This window comes from Streptomyces rimosus subsp. rimosus, from assembly GCF_000720725.1.
Lineage (GTDB): Bacteria > Actinomycetota > Actinomycetes > Streptomycetales > Streptomycetaceae > Streptomyces > Streptomyces rimosus_A.
Genome location: NZ_JOCQ01000045.1, coordinates 37384 through 55375 on the forward strand (window position 1 = coordinate 37384; position 17992 = coordinate 55375).

Below are 17992 nucleotides of genomic sequence, written 5' to 3' on the forward strand. Positions count from 1 at the left end.
GGGGCCGGGGCCGGTGCGCCCGGCCCCGGGCGGTCAGGAGGAGTGGAAGGGCAGGCCCGCGTCGGAGACCAGCTCCAGGTCGTCGGTGTCCTCGGCGGGCAGCAGGGTGGCGCTGCCGTCGCCGACGGGGACCACGCCCAGCTCCAGCAGTTCGGCCATGGCGGCGCTGCCCGCCATGTCGCGCACCTGGAGCTGGTAGCGGGCGGTGGTGCGGTAGGCGCCGCCGGCGTCGTCGCCGGTGCGCTGGAGGAAGCCGGAGTCGACGAGGAAGGCGACGGCCTTGGCGATGATGCCGGTGGTCGAACCGGCGAGCCGCCGCGCGTCCTTGGTGGCGCCGGTCGCGCTGCGCCGCGCGTACGTGCGCCAGGCGGCCTCCAGGCCGGGCGCGTCGGTGACCGGGTCGGTGTTCTCGCCCTGCTCCTCGGCACGCTCCTCCAGGCGGCGGCACGCCTGCCGGACGAAGGCGTCCACGCCGTTGACGGTGATGCGGCCGATGTAGCCGTCGTCGGCGAGGTCCTCGGGGCGGGGGAAGGCCAGCGCGGCGACGGCCAGGTGGGCCAGGCCGTGCAGGAAGCGGTCGGCGGAGTCGGCGGAGGCGCGGCGGGCGTAGTCGCCCATCCGTACGGCGAAGACGGAGTCCTCGTCGGCGGTGACGGCCATGCCGGCGCGCGGGGACACCTCCAGGACGACCAGTCCGAGGCCGGTCGCGACGGCGTCGGCCAGGCGCGCGAACGCGGGCTCGTCACGGTACCTGCGGAGCAGTTCGCCGTACTCGGCGTCGCGGGCGGGCAGCAGCTTGGGCTGGAGGCCGAAGGAGACCAGCCGGGCGGCGTCCGCGGCGTCGGCCGGTGTCACGGGCGCGGGGCCCGCGGGCTCGGCCGGGGCCGGGCCGGGCGCGGACCAGGACGGGTGGTCCGCCCCGCCGGTCAGGTCTCCCTGTGCCGGGTCCTCGGCGCCGGCCCCGGCGCCGGTTCCGTACTCACTCACGCCCGTACCTCCATGCGAACTTCCTTGTGACGCCCTGTTGTTGACGCCGTGTGCGCGCCCCGACCGGCCGGCATCAGGCCACCTCCGAGCGGTCCGCGGCCATGCCCGCCGCGTCCAGCAGGGCCTTGCCGACGATCAGGTCGGCGCCGCCGAACTCATGGTCGTCGAGCACGGTGCCGTCGTCGACGGCGAAGAGCAGGTGCTGTTCGCCCTGGCGGTAGGCGGTGCCGACCGGGGGGCTGGCCGCGTGCACCGCCAGCAGGGCGACCAGATACGGCAGGACGGGATCGCTGCGGCGGGCCTCGGCCAGCAGGCCGGAGAGCCGGCGCGGCGCGTCGGCGGGCAGGTCCAGCAGGGCCTGGGCGGCCTCCAGCTGCTCCTCGGAGAAGCGGCTGTCGTCCGGGGTGGCGATCAGGTCGGGCTCGGGCATCTCGGCACCGAGGTGCTCACGCTCGACGGGCGGCTGGAACAGCAGGCCGACGAGGTCGCCGAGCCGTACGGAGGTGCCCGTACGGAAGCCGGTGCCGCGCGCGAAGAAGGCGTCGGTGACCCGGATCGCCTGCTCGACGGGCAGCGGCAGGACCGGGGCGACCAACTGGCCGTACAGGTCGAGGCCGGAGCGCCCGGCGGGCGGCGCGAACGCCTGGCGGTCCTGCTCCGCGCGGAAGAGCGGGCCCGCCTCCAGGAGCCGGGACTGGAGCTGGGTGTGCCGGCGGATGCAGTCCTTGACGATGTCGACCAGCTCGGCGGCGCGGCGCTTGTTCTCCGGGTCCTCGGCCTCGTCGCGGGCCCTGCGGATGTTGGTGAGGATGGCGTTCTCGTGGCGGTAGCGCTCGGCGACGTGGTCGAGGGCTTCGGCGATCATGTCGGGGACGGCGCGCAGCCAGTCCACCGCGCGGACGTTGCGGCGGGTGGCGTCGAGGGTGCGGCGCAGCGTCTCGGCATACTGCACGGTGCGGTAGCGGGCCTGCTCGGCGGCGAGCTGGGCGTCCGCCAGCCGCCCGCGGCTGATCAGCACCTCCAGCTTGACCTCGGCGGCGATCTGGGCGCTCGTCACGTCCGTGTCCAGCGCGCCGACCAGGACGTTGACGGCCTCGTCGGTGGTACGGAGGTAGACACCGCCGCCGGGCCCCGGGACCTCCTCGATGAGCTTGAAGTCGTAGTCGCGGCGGACGTACTCGCCCTCGGGGCCGAAGGTGCCGTACACGGCGCGGAAGCCGCGGTCGACGCTGCCGACGTTGATGAGGTTCTCCAGCACCCAGCGGGCGACGCGTTCGTGCTCGGCGGCGGGGCGGCGCGGGGTCTGCGCGGCGACGCGCGGCAGCAGGCGGGCCACTATCTGCTCGTGGTCGGCGCCGGTGTCGAAATCCATGTGCAGCGTGACCAGGTCGATGGCGGCGAGCGCCACCTCCGCCATCGCGTACACCCCGTACTCGCCGGCGAGGTTGGCCTTGCGCGTGTCCAGGTCGTGCAGCGGGGCCGTGCACGCGAGGGCGCGCAGCCGGCGGGCCAGGCCCTCGTCGGCGGCCGGGCCCGGCGCGGGCCGGGCGCCGCCTTCGGGCCGGGCCACGCCGTTGAGCTGGGACGCAGCGGTCCCCGGGGCAGGAAAAGTCACGTCGCACAGAGTAGGCGCTCACACTGACAACGGACGAAACGGCACGGGCCCCGGCGTCAGTGCGTGGCGCCGCCGACGACCTTGATGTCCGTATTTGTACGCGCGGCGGTGGCGGCGATCACACGCAGCCCCTCGGCGACGGCGCTCACCGGGAGTGAGGGCAGCGACCGGCCGGTGACCTGTCCGGGGGCGTACGGGACGTGCACGAAGCCGCCGCGCAGCGCGGGCCGCTCGGTGGCGATCAGGTGCATCAGGTCGTAGAAGACGTGGTTGCAGACGAAGGTGCCGGCGGTGTTGGAGACGGAGGCGGGCAGCCCCGCCTCACGCACGGCGGCCACACACGCCTTGACCGGCAGCGCCGCGAAGTAGGCGGCCGGGCCGCCGGGGACGACCGGCTCGTCGATGGGCTGGGCGCCGGAGACGTCGGGGATGCGGGCGTCGTCGATGTTGACGGCGACCCGTTCCACGGTCAGGTCGGGTCGCCCGCCCGCCTGCCCGACGCACAGCACCAGGTCGGGGTCGTGCGCCGCGACGGCCTCGCGGAGCGCGGTGCGCGAGCGCCCGTAGACGCAGGGCAGTTCGACGGCGGTGATCTCCAGCCCGTCGGGCGGGGACGCGGCGGCGTCGCGCACCGCCTCCCAGGAGGGGTTGGTGCGCTCGCCGTCGAAGGGCTCGAATCCGGTGAGCAGGACGCGCGTCGTCCGGGTCATGGCGTTCCCTGTGGTTCGTGGACGCACGCGGCACCTTCCGGTGCGCGCGTGGTCCGTGTCGTGCGGTGGGCGTGGTCGGAAGGCGGCCTCGGAAAGCGGACTCGGAAGGCGCCCTCAGAAGGCGAACAGGGCCATGACCACGATGTTGCAGCCGAGCAGGATGCCGGCGGTGGGGAGTTGGGCCTTGATCGGGCCGTACTGGTCCTTCAGTTCCAGCAGGGCCGCCGGGACGATGTTGAAGTTGGCCGCCATCGGGGTCACCAGCGTGCCGCAGAACCCGGCGAGCATGCCGATGGCCAGGACGGCGGGCGCGCTGCCGTGGAAGTGCTCGATGAGCACCGGCCAGCCGACGGCCGCGGTCATCACCGGGAAGGCGGCGAACGCATTGCCCATGATCACGGTGAACAGGGCCATGCCGACGCAGTAGACGATGACCGCGATGTACAGGGAGTCCTTGGGCAGGACCGAGGTGGACACCTTGCCGACCTGGGTGCCGACGCCGGAGAGCTGGAAGATGGTGCCGAGGGTGGCGAGCAGCTGCGGCAGCAGCATCGCCCAGCCCATCGCCTCCAGCATGGAGCGTCCGGCCTGCACGGGCACCGATATCCGCTTCTCGCGCAGCATGATCATGCCGACGACGAGGGCGACGACGGCGCCGATGCCGAGCCCGAGGATGGTCTCGCTGCCCTCCTGGAGGATCGGCTCACCGCCGATCGAGAGCTTCTTGACGACGACCGCGCACAGCAGCGCGACGACCGGGATGGCCAGCGCGGGCACGAACAGCTTGTTGCCCATCTTCAGGGCGCTCGCCTCGCGCTGTTCGGGCGTGGTGGTGCGCGGCGTACCGCGTCCGGTGAACCCGAAGCCGGCCAGCACGATCATGACCAGCACGGCCGCGCCCAGCGGCTCGGCGGGGGCCTTCTTCTCGACCACCCAGCTGCTGTAGATGAAGCCGGCGCCGAGCAGGCCCCAGAAGGCGGTGGTGCCGATGCGCTTGGGGTTGCTGCGGTCGGTGAGCATCTGGGAGGCCATCACCAGGAAGCTCAGACCGACGAGCCAGTAGAACCACTCTGCCTTGATCACTTGGCTGCTCCCTCGGCGACGGGCCCGATGTTGGCGGCGACCAGTTCGCGTTCCAGGTACCGGTCCAGGCGCAGCAGCCGCCAGCCGTGCACGGCCAGGGCGCACAGCGCGGTGGGAATGGCCCACAGCGCCAGGTGCAGCGGCTCCAGGTGGGTGTTGTACGTGGTGTTGACGAAGCTGGTGATCAGCAGGATCGAGCCGACCGCGAGGAAGACGTCCTCGCCGAAGAAGAGCCCCACGTTGTCCGCGCTGGCGGAGAACGAGCGGACCTTCTCGCGGGACTTCTCGGTCAGCCGCCCGTGCTTGCGCTCGGCGGCGCCCTCGGCCATCGGCACGGCCAGCGGGCGCACGGTCTGCGCGTGCCCGAAGACGTGGGTCAGGCCGACGGCCGCGCCGATCTGGCGCATCCCCAGGTACAGCGCGAGGAAGCGGCCGGTGGTGAGCTTGGCGAAGCGGGCGATCAGCCGGCGGGCCTGCTCCTGGAGGCCGTAGCGCTCCAGGAGGCCGATCACCGGCAGGGTGATCGCGAAGATCGTCACCGCCCGGCTGCTCGCGAAGCCGGAGCCGAAGGCCGCCAGGACCTCCTGCGGCGACAGGCCGCCGAGCAGGCCGGTGACGATGCCCGCCACGCCCACGACCAGCAGGGCATTGCGTTTGGTGGCGAAGCCGACCACGACCACGAGCACGCCGAGAAGCACGATCATGGGTCCGCCTTCCGCATACGGGACCTCACGCGGACCGTGAGGAGGATGCGAGGAGGCTAGGTTATTGTTCAACGATCCGACAAGGGGTTGACAGGAGCGAAATGCGAGCGCTCCGAGCGCCCTATCGAGCGGCGATGCGCTGGGCGTACGCCCCCGACAGCTGGGCCCGCGAGTCCTCCAGATAAGACTCCAGCAGCCGCTCCGCGTCGGCCGCGTCGCCGGCCTGGAGCGCTTCGATGATCTGCCGGTTGCGGGTCAGGTACGGCGCGTGGAAGCGGCGCGGATCGTCCATCACGTGGAAGACCAGCCGCAGTTCCGCGAGCACGCCGCGCATCAGCTCGTCCATCCGCGGGCTGCCCGCCAGCCCCACCACCGCCTGGTGGAAGCGCAGATTGGCGGTGCCCAGGTCGCGCCAGGCGCGCTCCTCGAAGGCGGCCTCGCCGGCCAGCACGGCGGCCTCCATCGCGCCCACCGGGTGCGGCGGCTCGCCCAGGCTGCGGACCGCGGCGCACTCCACGAGCGTACGGACGCGGTAGATGTCGTCCAGGTCGGCCACCGTCACGATGCGCACGAAGACCCCGCGGTTGAGCTGGTGCACCAGCAGGCGTTCGTGGGTGAGCAGCCGGAACGCCTCGCGCAGGGTGTTGCGGGAGACCCCCAGGGCCCCGCCGATGCTCTCCTCGGACAGCCGCGCGCCGGGCGGGAAGTAGCCCTCGGTGATGCGGTCCCGGAGAATGTCGGCGACCCGCTCCGCGGTGCTGGAGCGCCCCAGCAGCACCCGGTCCCCCGCCAGCTCCGAGACCTCGGCGAGCCGCCGCTGATCGTCCTTCGCCGCCTTGCCCGCCATCGCCGTCCCCGCTCTCCGCCCCGGTGCGCACCCCGTGTGCCGTGAGCGGCAGTCAATCCCAGATGGCAGAACGAGACAACACACCTCTTGTCGGATCGTTGAACAATCGCCTACGTTGGCCCCATCACCGGTCGGCCCTGGTGCCCTCAGGGGGAGAGCCACTACGGATGAGGGCCGACCGGTCCCGCAGCCAGTGACCCGCCGCCGGTGCGCCAGCCCGCGCGGCCTCCCGGAACGGACGTACGACTTACATGAGCGACCCGGTGACCGCCCCCCTCGTCGACCTCAACGCCGACCTCGGGGAAGGCTTCGGACGCTGGCAGCTCACCGACGACGAGGCGCTGCTGTCCGTCGTCACCAGCGCCAACGTGGCCTGCGGCTTCCACGCCGGGGACCCGAGCACCATGCGCCGGGTCTGCGAGCTGGCCGCCGAGCGCGGCGTCGTCGTCGGCGCCCAGGTCTCCTACCGCGACCTGGCGGGCTTCGGACGGCGCGCCATGGACGTACCGCCGCGCGAGCTGGCCGACGAGATCGCGTACCAGATCGGCGCGCTGGAGGTCTTCGCGCGCGCCGCCGGGACCCGGGTCGGCTACGTGAAGCCGCACGGCGCGCTCTACAACCGCTGTGTGCACGACGAGGCGCAGTCCGCCGCCGTCCTGGAGGGCGTACGCACCGCCGGCACCCCCCTGCCCATCCTCGGCCTGCCCGGCTCCCAGCTGCACGCGGCGGCCCGCCGCGTCGGCCTGCCGGTCATCGGCGAGGCGTTCGCCGACCGCGCCTACACGCCCGAGGGGACGCTGGTCTCGCGCCGCGAACCGGGCGCCGTTGTCCACGACCCCGACGAGGTCGTCAAGCGCGCGCTGGGCATGGCGACGGAGGGCACAGTGACGGCCATCGACGGCAGCACCGTAAGCGTCGAAGCGCGCTCCCTGTGCCTGCACGGCGACACCCCCGGCGCCGCCGACCTCGCCCGGCGGGTGCGCGACGAGCTGACCGCGGCCGGTGTGCGGATCGGCAGCTTCGCGTGAGCACCGGCAACGGCGCCGCCCGTACCCGGCTGCCGCTGCGCCCGCTGCCGGTCGGCGACCACGGGCTGCTGGTCGAACTGGACGACGCGACGGCCGTCGAGGCGTTCCACGCCGAGCTGCTGCGCCGCGCCGCCGCCGGCACCCTGCCCGCGGTCCGCGAGATCGTCCCGGCCGCGCGCACGGTCCTGCTCGACGGCCTGGCCGACCCCGGACGGCTGGCCGCCGAACTGCCCGGCTGGGACATCCCGCCGGCCGCCTCCGACGACCGCCCGGCCATCGACATCCCGGTCCGCTACGACGGCCCGGACCTCGCCGATGTGGCCGCCCTGTGGGACACCACTCCGGAGGACGTGGTGCGCATCCACTCCGGTACGGAGTTCCACGTGGCCTTCTGCGGGTTCGCCCCCGGCTTCGGCTATCTGACGGGGCTGCCCGAGCGCCACCACGTGCCGCGTCGGGCCACACCGCGCACCAAGGTCCCGGTCGGCTCGGTCGCGCTGGCCGGCCCGTACACCGGCGTCTACCCGCGCTCCTCCCCCGGCGGCTGGCAGCTCATCGGCACCAGCGACGTCGAGCTGTGGGACCCGGACCGCGAACCGGCGGCGCTCTTCACCCCTGGAACGCGCGTCCGCTTCGTACCGGTTACGGCGGAAACATCCACGGAATCGCCCCGGGAGGCACGATGACCGACCGCGCCTTCTGCGTCGTCCGCGCCGGAGCCCTGACCACCGTCCAGGACCTGGGCCGCGCCGGACACGCCCACCTCGGCGTGCCGCGCGCGGGCGCCCTGGACGAGCCCGCCCACCGGCTGGCCAACCGCCTCGTGGGCAACCCCGAAACGGCCGCGACCCTGGAGACGACCCTGACCGGCTGTGCCGTACGGGTCCGCACGGCCACCGTCGTCGCGGTGACCGGAGCCCCGTGCTCCGTCACGGTGGACGGCCGCCCCGCCCCCTGGGGCGCGCCGGTCGCCGTCCCGGCGGGCGCGGTGCTGGACGCCGGTCCCGCCACCGCCGGTCTCCGCTCGTACCTCGCCTTCGCCGGCGGTGTCGCGGCGGAGCCGGTCCTCGGCAGCCGCGCCGCCGACCTGCTGTCCGGGCTCGGGCCCGCGCCGCTGTCCGATGGCGGCGTGCTGCCGCTCGGCGACCCGTACGGCCCGCCCGCGCGCGTGGACGCCGTCGTACGCGCGGGCCTGCCGGCCGCGGAACTGGTGCTGCCGTGCGTCCTGGGGCCGCGCGACGACTGGTTCACCGAGGCGGGGCTGCGCACGCTGGCCACCGGGCGCTTCCGGGTGTCCTCGGCGAGCAACCGCATCGGACTGCGCATGGAGGGCCCGCCCCTGGAGCGCGCGAAGGACGGCGAACTGCCCAGCGAGGGCATGCCGTTGGGCGCCCTCCAGGTGCCGCCGAACGGGCTGCCGGTGCTGTTCCTCAACGACCATCCGACGACCGGCGGTTACCCGGTCGTCGGAGTGGTACCGGAGCGGTTCCTCGCCGCGGCGGCCCAGGCGACGCCCGGGACACCGGTGCGGATCGTGCCGCGCCCCGCACGCTCCTTCGGGCAGGGCTGAGCCGGACGCCTCCCCGTAGTCGCCTGAACCCCCCGGCTTGGCCTCGGACGATGTGGACGGGACGGCCGCCGGTGTGCGGCACTGCGGCGGCACGGTGGGCGTCGGCCCGCTGGACGCCGGTGAGGCGGGCCGGACGGCCATCGGCTCCGATCCGCCGGGCGCGGTGCTCGGCATCCGGCAGGCGGCGGAGCATCTGGGCAGGGCGTTGGCCGGCGTACCTGGGCGGTGGCGAGGAACGAGCTGGTGACGCGGGAGTCGGGCACGCGCTGCCGCCCGAGCGGGGATCGCACTGGATGACGTACTTCGAGGTGGCGGACGTGGACGAGGCGGTGGAGCGGGTCGCCGACCTCGGCGGTCACGCCGTCCAGGCCACCCGGGACGGCGCGCGGGGCCGGGTGGCGACGGCGGCGGATCCCCAAGGGGCGCAGAGCGCGCCGGTGGCGTCGGCGCCCTCGTGACCACGCGGTCCGCCGTCACCGACCAGGCGACATCAGGTGCGGGGAAAGCTCCGGCCCCGCTCAGCCGCTCACCACACCGAGCAGGCCCCGGACCGTCTCCGCCATCTCCTCCCGGCCCTGGGCGACGTAGGGGCGGGGGTCGGTCAGGTCGGGGCGCTCCGCCAGCGCCTCGCGGACCGCGCCGGTGAACGCGACGTTGAGAGCGGTACCGATGTTGATCTTCACGATGCCCGCCTGAACGGCTTGGCGCAGATCGTCGTCGCCGACGCCCGACGAACCGTGCAGCACCAGGGGTACGGGCACGGCATCCCGCAGACGTTCGATGAGCGCGTGGTCCAGGGTCGCGGAGCGTTCGGTCATCGCGTGGCTGCTGCCGACGGCGACGGCCAGGGCGTCCACGCCGGTGTCCGCGACATAGCGCGCCGCCTCCTGCGGGTCGGTCCGCACCCCGGCCGCGTGGGCGCTCGCGGGAGCGTCGGGCTTGCCGCCCACATAGCCGAGTTCGGCCTCCAGCCACAGGCCCGCGCCGTGCGCCCACCGGGCCGCGGCGCGGGTGGCGGCGAGGTTCTCGGCGTACGGCTGCGCCCCGGCGTCGAACATCGCGGAGGAGAACCCCGCGTCGGCCGCCGTGCGCAGCAGCCGCATGTCCGTCACGTGGTCCATGTGCAGTGCGACGTCGACGTCACAGGCCTTGCCGACCTCGGCCGCGGCCCGCGCGATCGGCTCGACCCGGCCGCCGTGGAACCGTACGGCGTTCTCGCTGATCTGCAGGATCACCCCCGGGGCGCCCGCGGCGGCCGCGCCGGCGGCGATCGCCTCGGCGTGCTCCAGCGTGATCACGTTGAACGCCGCGACGGCCCGGCCTGCGGCGGCGGCCTTCGAGACGAGTTCGCGCGTGGGAACCAGGGGCATGAAGGTGTCCCCTCGCTTTCCTGTCGGTTCGGTGGGTACGGGCCGGTGTCGGCCCGTACCGCTACGTGGTTCGGCCGGTGCCGCTACGTAGTTCGGCCGGTACCGCTACGTGGTTCGGCCGGTACGGATATGCGGGCGATCAGGACTTCTGCGGGACCGGACGCACGTCCGCACCGTCGTCCGCCGCGCCCGGGGCCACGGAGTTCTCGCCGCTCTTCTCGTCGCTGTAGACCATCAGGGTCGAGCCCGCGAGGGCCAGCACGATGCCGAGGGCGCCCCACACGTTCGGGAGCGTCCGGTAGACCGCCAGGGACAGCACGATGGTCAGCACCGGGGCCAGCGCGTTGGTGACGGGGGCGACGACCGTGGCCTTGCCCCGGCTGAACGCCATGACCAGGAACAACGCGCCGACCGCGTTGAGGACCTGCGTCACCGCGGTGAGTGCCGGCGCCTGCCACGGAGCGTCGGACGGGAAATCGCCCATCGTCACGAACGCCACCGGAACCAGCAGCAGTCCGCTGATGGTCATCCAGCCGAAGGTCGTCGCGTCGTTGACCCCGACCACCGCGGCCTTGCGCATGCAGAACGCCTGCACGCCCCAGGCGACACAGACCAGGATGGCCATCAGCAGCCACGGGCCGTGCGCGTTCGAGTCGTCCTGGCCGCTGGGAATGCTGAGCAGCACGATCGCCGCCAGCGCCGCGACGACACCCACCAGGGCGAGCCGGTTGATCCGCTCCCGCAGCAGCGCCATCGCCATGACGACGGTGACCACCGGGGAGAGCGACACCAGGGGGAAGATCAGGTACGCCGGGCCGTTGGCGAGCGCGTGGAACAGCAGGAGTTGGCCGCCGGCGCCGGTCAGTCCCGCGATCAGTCCGTACACGGCGGCGATCGGCCGGCGGTCGAACGTGTTGCCGCGCAGCGCGAAGTACGCGGGTATGAGCATCGTGAAGGCCCAGATGATGTAGATCATCTCGTTGGGGTAGTCGTACCTGCTGTTCGGCTCGCTGGAGAAGGCGCCCCACACACCCCAGAACAGGACCAGCAGTGACGCGTACAGAATCCAGCTCTTCGTGCCTCTGTTCATCGGTCTTCCTCTCTTGAGGCAGAGATCCCGGAGGCCATGCGCAGCGCGTCGAGCGCGGACCGGTCGAGCGGGGTTCCGGCGATTTTTGCCGCGTACAGGGCGGCACCTACGACGGGCTCGTACAGAGGATGTCGCAGGTCGTAGTGGGTGAAACGACTCTTCAGTCCGGTGGCGAACGCCTCCAGAACCGCGTCCGCGCCGAAGGTGCCGCCCGAGTAGGAGACCGGTACGGTCTCGTCCGGGCCGAACTCCAGCCGCTCGCGGGTGACGTCGACGAGCAGGGCGAGTTCCCGGCCGGCCTCGGCGAGGATCGCCGAGGCGGTCTCGTCGCCCAGACCGGCCGCCTCGGCCACCGAGCGGCTGAGCGCGGCAATCCGGCCGCGGTCGCCCTGCCACTGGGTATGGACGACGTCGATCACGTCGAGGTCGGACGCGAGATCCAGGTGGCGCCGGAACACCTCGGCCAGGGGGCCCTCGGGGAGCCGTCCGTCGCTCATCCGCGTGAAGGCGTTGAGGCCGCGGACCGCGATCCAGTGCGCCGATCCCTCATCGCCGAACATCTCGCTCCAGCCACCGACGCGCACGCCCCGGCCCAGCCGCTCGCCGTAGGTCATGGAGCCGGTGCCGCTGATGACGTTGATGCCGTCGACCGCGCCCAGTGAACCGGCCCAGCCGCAGACCATGTCGTTGTCGCAGGCGTAGCGGTCGTGTCCGAGCACGGCCCGCGGGGTCGCGTTCAGGACGGGCAGATCGCGGGCCGCCTCCCCGTAACCGGGCAGGCCGAAAAAGGCGTACTCGATGCCGGCGGGGGTCAGCCCGGCCGCCGCACAGACGGCGTCGACGCCTTCCCCCAGCACACGCTCGACGAGCTCGATGCCGTGGGAGAAGTAGTACGAACTTGCCGCCTGCGCTCGCGCCACGACTTGTCCGCCTCGGTCGACCAGGCAGAAGGCGGTTTTCGTACCGCCACCGTCGACACCTAGGAACATCGTTGTACCTCCGTCAGGCGCCGTGGATCCGCGCCGTTGATGCCTTTGATCAGTTGTGCAAGGAGTGCAGGGTCACGCCCTGCACGACGCGGTTGACCTCACCCGAGGGGAACGGGTTGTCGGCCCGCAGGCCCCGGGCCTGGGAGGCGCGCAGGGCGATGAGCTGGGCGTACACCACAGCGGACAGCGCCAGGGCGACGTCCTCGACGCCGTCGAGACCCGGCAGCGGCCAGGCGTCGTTGCCGTCCGCTTCCGTGACGGGGCCCGCGGAGACCGTGACGACGCTGCCGGCGGGAAGATTTCCGCGCAGCTCCGCGGAGATGTCCTGGTCGTACTTGCGGGTGTAGGGGTCGTTCGACATGTACACCACGACGGCCGAACGGTCGTTGAGCACCGCCTTGGGACCGTGCCGGAATCCCAGCGAGGTCTCCGAGACGGCCATGAGCCTCCCACCGGTGAGTTCGAGCACCTTCAGCGCCGACTCCTCGGCGAGGCCCTTCAGCGGGCCGCTGCCCAGGAAGACGATGCGCTCGGGCACGCGGTCCACGAGGGCGCCGACGGTGCGGTCCACGGCGTCGCTCTCGCAGATCGACTCGGCCGCCTCGGCCAGGCGTTCGGCGACCCCGTCGTAGGCGCTGCCGCCGAGGGCGAGCAGTGCCGCGAGCGTCATGCACGTGAAGCTCGACGTCATGGCGAAACCACGGTCGTTGGACGCGGCCGGCATCAGCAGCACGTGGGACTTCGGCAGCTTCGCGTGCTCGCGGGCCAGGCGGCCCTGCTCGTTGCAGGTGATCACGAGGTGGTGCACCTCGGAGAGGACCTGGTCGGCCAGGGCGGTGGCGGCCACGGACTCCGGGCTGTCACCCGAGCGCGCGAAGGAAACCAGCAGCGTGGGAACGTCCTCGGCGAGAGCGCCGCGGGGATCGGCGACGAGGTCCGTGGTGGGGACCGCGTCGACGCGGCGTCCCAGGCGCCGGGCCAGGGCGGGCTGGAGCACCTGGCCGGCGAACGCTGAGGTGCCGGCACCGGTGAGTACGACGCGCAGGTCACCGCGGGCGACGAGCGGACGCACGAAGGCGTCCAGCGACTCCCTGGAGGCCGCGACGATCCGGTCGACCTCCCGCCACAGGGCGGGCTGCTGGGCGATCTCGCGGACGGTGTGGGCGGCGCCGTCGTCCAGGGACGGGGTGCCGGAGGGCGTGGTCACACGTGCTCCATCAGGTGGGGGTGGGAGGCGCGGTCGTAGTCGCGCAGAACGTCGCGGACGTGGTCCACGGCCAGGTCGCGCGGCCGGGCGGCGAGCTCGCCGTGGCGGACGCGGGCGTACTGGACCGGGAGGTGGGCGCTGAGCAGCGGCAGGGGGATGTCCACGGCCGAGAGGTTGTCCATCAGCCGGGCCTGGGCCTTTTCGATCTCAGGGTCGGGCCAGTAGTAACGCATCCGGTCGCTGTAGCTGTAGCGGCGTGCGAGGCGCTGCTCGGCAGCGCTGCCCGGGTGGTAGCCCTCCCACTTGGCGGGCTCGGCGAGCATCCGCTCCTCGACGACCTCGGGAAGGTGTGACCGCTCGGCGGCCGGGACCAGCTCGTCCTCGATCGCGGCGAGGGCGAACAGCGCCTCGCGCAGGGCGAAGGTCAGTCCGGGGCCCACCTTGAGGACCGCCCAGTGGTCCTCGACCAGCGCGGTGAGCGCCTCGGCGGTCTGGTAGTCGGTCGAGTGGGCCTCGTAGACCATGGTGGGCTCGTCGTCGAGGACCTTGCGCAGCTCCTCGGTCAGCTCGCGCCGGTAGTCGACGACCTGCACATGGTCGAACTCGACGGCCGGCTGGACCACGAGGGCCATGACGCGCGGCCAGACCTCGTCGATGCCGTGCTGGGCGAACGCCTTGCGGTGCTGCTCCAGAGTGGTGCGCGCCGCCTCGGGCGTGGTCGGGAGGAGCGCGTCGAGCGTCTCGTGCGCGCCGCCGGGTGTGGGCACCTCGGTACCGATCACGTACCGGATCCGCTCGGCCCGCTCGGGGCCGGCCGTCTCCTCGGCCACCCGGATCAGCCGTGCGGCGCGTTCGGCGACCACGTCGTCGGTCAGCGGTACGGGGTCATCGGCGCAGGCGAAGCTGCAGTCCAGGTGGATCTTGGTGAAGTCCGCCGCCACGTAGGCGGCGACCAGGGCGTCGGCCCGCTCCATCGCCTCGTCGGGCGTCAGGGACTGCCACCGGTTCGGTCCGAGGTGGTCGCCGCCGAGAATCACGCGGTCCAGTGGCAGACCGCTTTCGGCGGCGATGCCGTACACGAGGTCGCGGAAGTCCGCGGGCCGCATGCCCGTGTAACCGCCGTACTGGTCGACCTGGTTCGAGGTCGCCTCCACCAGTACATGACCGCCGGTCTCCCGTGCCTGCACCACGGCCGCCTCGATGACCAGCGGATGAGCCGAACACACCGAGGTGATGCCCTGCGGCTGTCCGGCCTTCTGACGCCGGACCACCTCGCTCAACGGGCTCTGCATTGCCAACCCCTTACTCAACGTGTATCTCAAGCCGATCCGCCGTCACGGCCTGCGGCTCACGCCGGACGGTACTGGTCTTATTTGGGGTCGTCAATAGTCTTATTCTGGTATGCAACTGGTATTGCATAGCCGAACCGGCAGATCCGCGGCGACCCTCCAAGTCCGGTCGGCGATCGCTCAAATCTGGCTGGTCACCGTTTACGTCTGATTGGTGATGGAGGCCCGGAACCGGTAGCGGTCCCCCCGGTAGACCTGGACGGTCAGTTCGATCGGGCGTGATTCCTGATTCGACGTCAGCTGGGTCGCGACGAGCATCGGCATGGTCTCCCCGATCTCGAACAGCTCGATCTCCCGTGGCGTCGGGTGGCGGGCCTCGACCGAATAGTCGGCGATGCGGGGCAGCTGCGGCGGGTCGGCGGCGCGCAGGGTGGCGTAGAGCGAGGCCGTGTTGAAGTCGGTCTCGGCCAGGGCGGGGCAGGGCGCCAACGGAAGCCGGTTGTGCTCAAGCACGACGAGCAGACCGTCGAGGAAGCGCAGTCGATGGAGGTCGAAGAGGTCGGCGCCCGGAGCGATCCGGAGCTGCTCGGCCTCGGACACCGTGGCCGGGCGAACGGTGGCGGAGAGCACCTTGCCGGCCGTCGTCAAGCCGTTGGCCTGCGCATAGTCGGCGAACCCCTGGACCTGCGGGGCCGCCGAGGTGGCCGTCGTCGTCGCCTCGGGGAGAAGACCGAGCTCGGCGACGAACCACCCGCGCGACGATGACGGCCGCACGATGCCGCGCGATTCCAATTGCGCAAGGGCCGCTCGCAGCGTCACGCGCGACACGGCGTACCGGTCGACCAGAGCCCGCTCGGAGGGCAGCCGGTCACCGCGGCGGGCGCCGGCGGCGCGCAGGTCGTCGAGCAACTGCGTGGCTGTGCGCTCGTACAGCGGGAGGACGTCGTCCCCGAACAGGCCTCTGGGCATTGACGTTTTCGCATCTGCCATACCAGAAGCATACCAATCCGATCGACGGCGCCAATCCTTGTCCAGGAGGCCCGCCCGTTGACATGCCACTCGAATACCACTTACGTTCTCGAAGCAGGCCACCCGATGATGAAGAAGTCGCCCGTGAGCAACCTTCCGTTTCGCCGCGCCTCGGGCACCCGCCGGTGATCCAGGCAGCGTTGTCGCAGCTCACCGAGGATGCCCGCCCGCTACCGCCGGAGGCGACCTCGCACTGGGATGCCCGTTCGGGCGATACGCCGTCCCCCGACCCCAGCCGACCCTCTGCAAAACCGGTAGTAGACCAGGCATCGACCAGCCTTACGGACGGTCGCTTCGTCGCGAGCGTGCGGCTCGACTCTGACGATCCACGACGACGGACAAAAGGCGGCTGCCCCAGTCGGGCACGCACGACCGAAAGAGAGTTCGACATGACGGACATGAACCGGCGAAGCGTACTGAAGGTGGCGCTGGGGGGTGCCGGCCTGGCCGCCTTCCCCGCCGTGGCCATGGGCGCCTCACCCGCGGCCGCCGCACCGAACTCGGATCCTGACCTCGTCGGAGTCGGCGACACCTCCATCACCCTGGAGTTCGACGACCAACTGCGCAGCCGGGTGGCGCTCAAGGGCGTCGGCCTCACCCGCTTCGACGCCGGCGAAGCCCTGCTGGTGGGCGGTAAGGCCATCGAGGCGTTCGCCTACCGCGGGCACCGGACCCACGGCACCCGGCACCCCCGCCACGGCGCGGGCGTCCGGGTGACGATCGAGGGCACGTCCAGGGAAGGCGTACAGAAGACGGTCGTGCTGACCTCCTTCGAGCGTCTTACCGGCATGATCGTGATGAAGGTGACCTACACCAACAGGTCCTCCACCGCGCTGAAGGTGACCGGGTGGCGCAACGGAGCCCACGAACTCCTGGAGGCTCCCGGCGGCTTCTACACCTTCTCCGGTACCACGTACACGGACCGCCGCGACTGGGTGATGCCGGTGAAGGACGGCTATGTCCAGGAGAACTCGCTGGGGATGGACTCCTCCGACTACGGCGGCGGCACCCCGCTGGCGACCGTCTGGCGCCGGGGCGCGGGCCTCTCCGTCGGACATGTCGAGCCCGTGGCGACGGTCCTGCGCATGCCGGTCCGCAAGACGGACGCCGGAGCGAGCATCGCCATCCAGGACGACACCGCCCGCACCCTGAGGCCGGGCCGCCGGCTCAGCACCGACACCACGTTTCTGACCGCCCTCCCGGGCGACCACTTCGTGCCGCTCCAGCGGTACCGCGACTACATGAGCGACATCGGCCAGCGCGCCCCCAAGGTCCCCGCCTCGGCCTTCGAGCCCATCTGGTGTGCCTGGGGCTACGAGCGCGGCTTCGCCACCGAGCAGGTCACCGCAGCACTGCCGAAGGCGCACGAGGTCGGCCTGCGCTGGGCCGCGCTCGACGACGGCTGGCAGACCAACGAGGGCGACTGGGACATCAACACGGCGAAGTTCCCGCGCGGCGAAGCGGACATGCGGGCCTTCACCAAGAAGATACGGGACGCCGGTCTGCGGCCACGCCTGTGGTGGGCCCCGCTGGCGGCGGACCCCGACAGCAACCTGTTCCGGGACCGGCCCGACATGCTGCTGCTGGACCGCGACGGCAACAAGCAGGACGTCACCTGGTGGGACGCCTACACCCTCTGTCCGGCCTACCGGCCGACGGTGGACTACTTCGTCGAGCAGGCGAAGAGGTTCATCGGCGACTGGGGTTACGAGGGGCTCAAGATCGACGGCCAGCACCTCAACAGCGTCGCGCCCTGCTACAACCCGAAGCACCGGCACGCCCGCCCCGAGGAATCCACCGAGGGCGTGGCCCTGTTCTGGAAGGCGATCCACGAAGCCGCGCACGAGGCGAACCCCGACGCCCTCGTCGAGCTCTGCCCCTGCGGCACCGCCTTCGCCTTCCACAACCTGCCCTACGTCGACCAGTACCCCAGCTCGGACCCGGAGTCCTCCTACCAGGTCCGGAGCAAGGGCAAGTCGATGAAGGCGCTGATGGGCGCGGGCAGCAGCTACGCCGGCGACCACGTCGAACTGAGCGACGGCGGGAACGACTTCGCGTCCTCCTACGGCATCGGAGCCGTCCTGTCGACCAAGTTCACCCTCCCCGGAACCGGAGCCCCGGACAAGGCGACCGACCTCACCCCGGAGAAGGAGGTCCTCTGGCGCAAGTGGGTGTCCCTGTACGAGAAGAACATGCTGTCCACCGGCGAGTACCGCGGTGAGCTGTACGACATCGGCTTCGACAAGCCCGAGGCGCATGTCGTGGCCAAGAAGCGCACCCTCCACTACGCCTTCTACGCCGACAAGTGGGACGGGACGGTCGAGCTGCGCGGTCTGGGCCGCACGCGGTACCGCCTGACCGACCCGTTCACCGGCAAGTCACTCGGCACCGCCACTGCTCAGCACAACACCGTGAAGCTGTCCTTCGAGCGGTTCCAGCTCATCGTGGCCGAGCCCATCGGCTGATCAGCCGGA

General features: G+C 71.9%; 16 protein-coding genes and 1 pseudogene. 5 read left to right on the forward strand and 12 right to left on the reverse strand.

Translation table 11 applies throughout. The features are described from left to right. Nucleotides 1-33: 33 nt before the first annotated feature. From IH45_RS0123215 to IH45_RS0123240, 6 genes are all read right to left on the reverse strand, one after another. A complete protein-coding gene (locus tag IH45_RS0123215) occupies nt 34-930 on the reverse strand; it encodes a hypothetical protein (RefSeq protein WP_030671627.1) in 897 nt (298 codons plus the stop codon). 130 nt (nt 931-1060) lie between these two features. Continuing rightward, nucleotides 1061-2602, reverse strand: coding sequence for a hypothetical protein (locus IH45_RS0123220; RefSeq protein ID WP_030671630.1), 1542 nt, complete (start codon nt 2600-2602; stop codon nt 1061-1063). A gap of 56 nt (nt 2603-2658) precedes the next feature. After that, nucleotides 2659-3312: a pyroglutamyl-peptidase I gene (gene pcp, locus IH45_RS0123225; RefSeq protein ID WP_030671633.1), complete on the reverse strand. Its 654-nt coding sequence runs from the start codon at nt 3310-3312 to the stop codon at nt 2659-2661. 114 nt (nt 3313-3426) lie between these two features. Continuing rightward, a complete protein-coding gene (locus IH45_RS0123230) occupies nt 3427-4395 on the reverse strand; it encodes a DUF979 domain-containing protein (protein WP_030671635.1) in 969 nt (322 codons plus the stop codon). Then, nucleotides 4392-5099 carry a DUF969 domain-containing protein gene (locus IH45_RS0123235; protein ID WP_030671637.1) on the reverse strand — a complete coding sequence of 236 codons (708 nt, stop codon included), beginning with the start codon at nt 5097-5099 and terminating at the stop codon, nt 4392-4394. Before IH45_RS0123235 ends, IH45_RS0123230 begins: the two co-directional genes overlap by 4 nt. A 121-nt stretch (nt 5100-5220) precedes the next feature. Continuing rightward, the gene (locus IH45_RS0123240; protein WP_030671640.1) at nt 5221-5946 is read right to left on the reverse strand and encodes a GntR family transcriptional regulator; all 726 of its coding nucleotides are present in this window, start codon (nt 5944-5946) and stop codon (nt 5221-5223) included. A 251-nt stretch (nt 5947-6197) separates the two neighbouring features. Between IH45_RS0123240 and IH45_RS0123245 the strand changes: the two genes are divergently transcribed. From IH45_RS0123245 to IH45_RS1000000146780, 4 genes and pseudogenes are all read left to right on the forward strand, one after another. Next, nucleotides 6198-6974 carry a LamB/YcsF family protein gene (locus IH45_RS0123245; RefSeq protein WP_030671643.1) on the forward strand — a complete coding sequence of 259 codons (777 nt, stop codon included), beginning with the start codon at nt 6198-6200 and terminating at the stop codon, nt 6972-6974. Next, the gene (gene pxpB, locus IH45_RS0123250) at nt 6971-7660 is read left to right on the forward strand and encodes a 5-oxoprolinase subunit PxpB (RefSeq protein ID WP_030671646.1); all 690 of its coding nucleotides are present in this window, start codon (nt 6971-6973) and stop codon (nt 7658-7660) included. Before IH45_RS0123245 ends, pxpB begins: the two co-directional genes overlap by 4 nt. Continuing rightward, nucleotides 7657-8544 carry a 5-oxoprolinase subunit C family protein gene (locus IH45_RS0123255; protein ID WP_030671650.1) on the forward strand — a complete coding sequence of 296 codons (888 nt, stop codon included), beginning with the start codon at nt 7657-7659 and terminating at the stop codon, nt 8542-8544. The genes pxpB and IH45_RS0123255 overlap by 4 nt, the downstream gene beginning before the upstream one ends. Before the next feature lie 31 nt (nt 8545-8575). Next, a pseudogene (locus tag IH45_RS1000000146780) lies at nt 8576-9002 on the forward strand (VOC family protein); the annotation flags it as partial. A 60-nt stretch (nt 9003-9062) separates the two neighbouring features. On the opposite strand, the gene IH45_RS0123265 reads toward IH45_RS1000000146780, so the two are convergent. The 6 genes from IH45_RS0123265 to IH45_RS0123290 form a co-directional block, all read right to left on the reverse strand. After that, nucleotides 9063-9914 carry a class II fructose-bisphosphate aldolase gene (locus IH45_RS0123265; RefSeq protein WP_030671653.1) on the reverse strand — a complete coding sequence of 284 codons (852 nt, stop codon included), beginning with the start codon at nt 9912-9914 and terminating at the stop codon, nt 9063-9065. Between the two features lie 139 nt (nt 9915-10053). After that, entirely contained in the window at nt 10054-11004 is a 951-nt protein-coding gene (locus tag IH45_RS0123270) for a DMT family transporter (protein ID WP_030671656.1), read from the reverse strand. Beyond that, entirely contained in the window at nt 11001-11993 is a 993-nt protein-coding gene (locus tag IH45_RS0123275) for an N-acetylglucosamine kinase (protein WP_030671659.1), read from the reverse strand. Before IH45_RS0123275 ends, IH45_RS0123270 begins: the two co-directional genes overlap by 4 nt. 49 nt (nt 11994-12042) lie before the next feature. Next, entirely contained in the window at nt 12043-13200 is a 1158-nt protein-coding gene (locus IH45_RS0123280; protein WP_030671662.1) for an SIS domain-containing protein, read from the reverse strand. Beyond that, nucleotides 13197-14492: a D-tagatose-bisphosphate aldolase, class II, non-catalytic subunit gene (locus tag IH45_RS0123285; RefSeq protein ID WP_030671665.1), complete on the reverse strand. Its 1296-nt coding sequence runs from the start codon at nt 14490-14492 to the stop codon at nt 13197-13199. Before IH45_RS0123285 ends, IH45_RS0123280 begins: the two co-directional genes overlap by 4 nt. Before the next feature lie 198 nt (nt 14493-14690). Continuing rightward, a complete protein-coding gene (locus IH45_RS0123290; RefSeq protein ID WP_030671667.1) occupies nt 14691-15479 on the reverse strand; it encodes a GntR family transcriptional regulator in 789 nt (262 codons plus the stop codon). A gap of 428 nt (nt 15480-15907) precedes the next feature. Here IH45_RS0123290 and IH45_RS0123295 point away from each other — a divergent pair, with 428 nt between their 5' ends. After that, nucleotides 15908-17983 (forward strand): glycoside hydrolase family 36 protein, encoded by a 2076-nt coding sequence (locus IH45_RS0123295; protein WP_030671670.1) that lies wholly within the window; start codon nt 15908-15910, stop codon nt 17981-17983. Nucleotides 17984-17992: the final 9 nt, after the last annotated feature.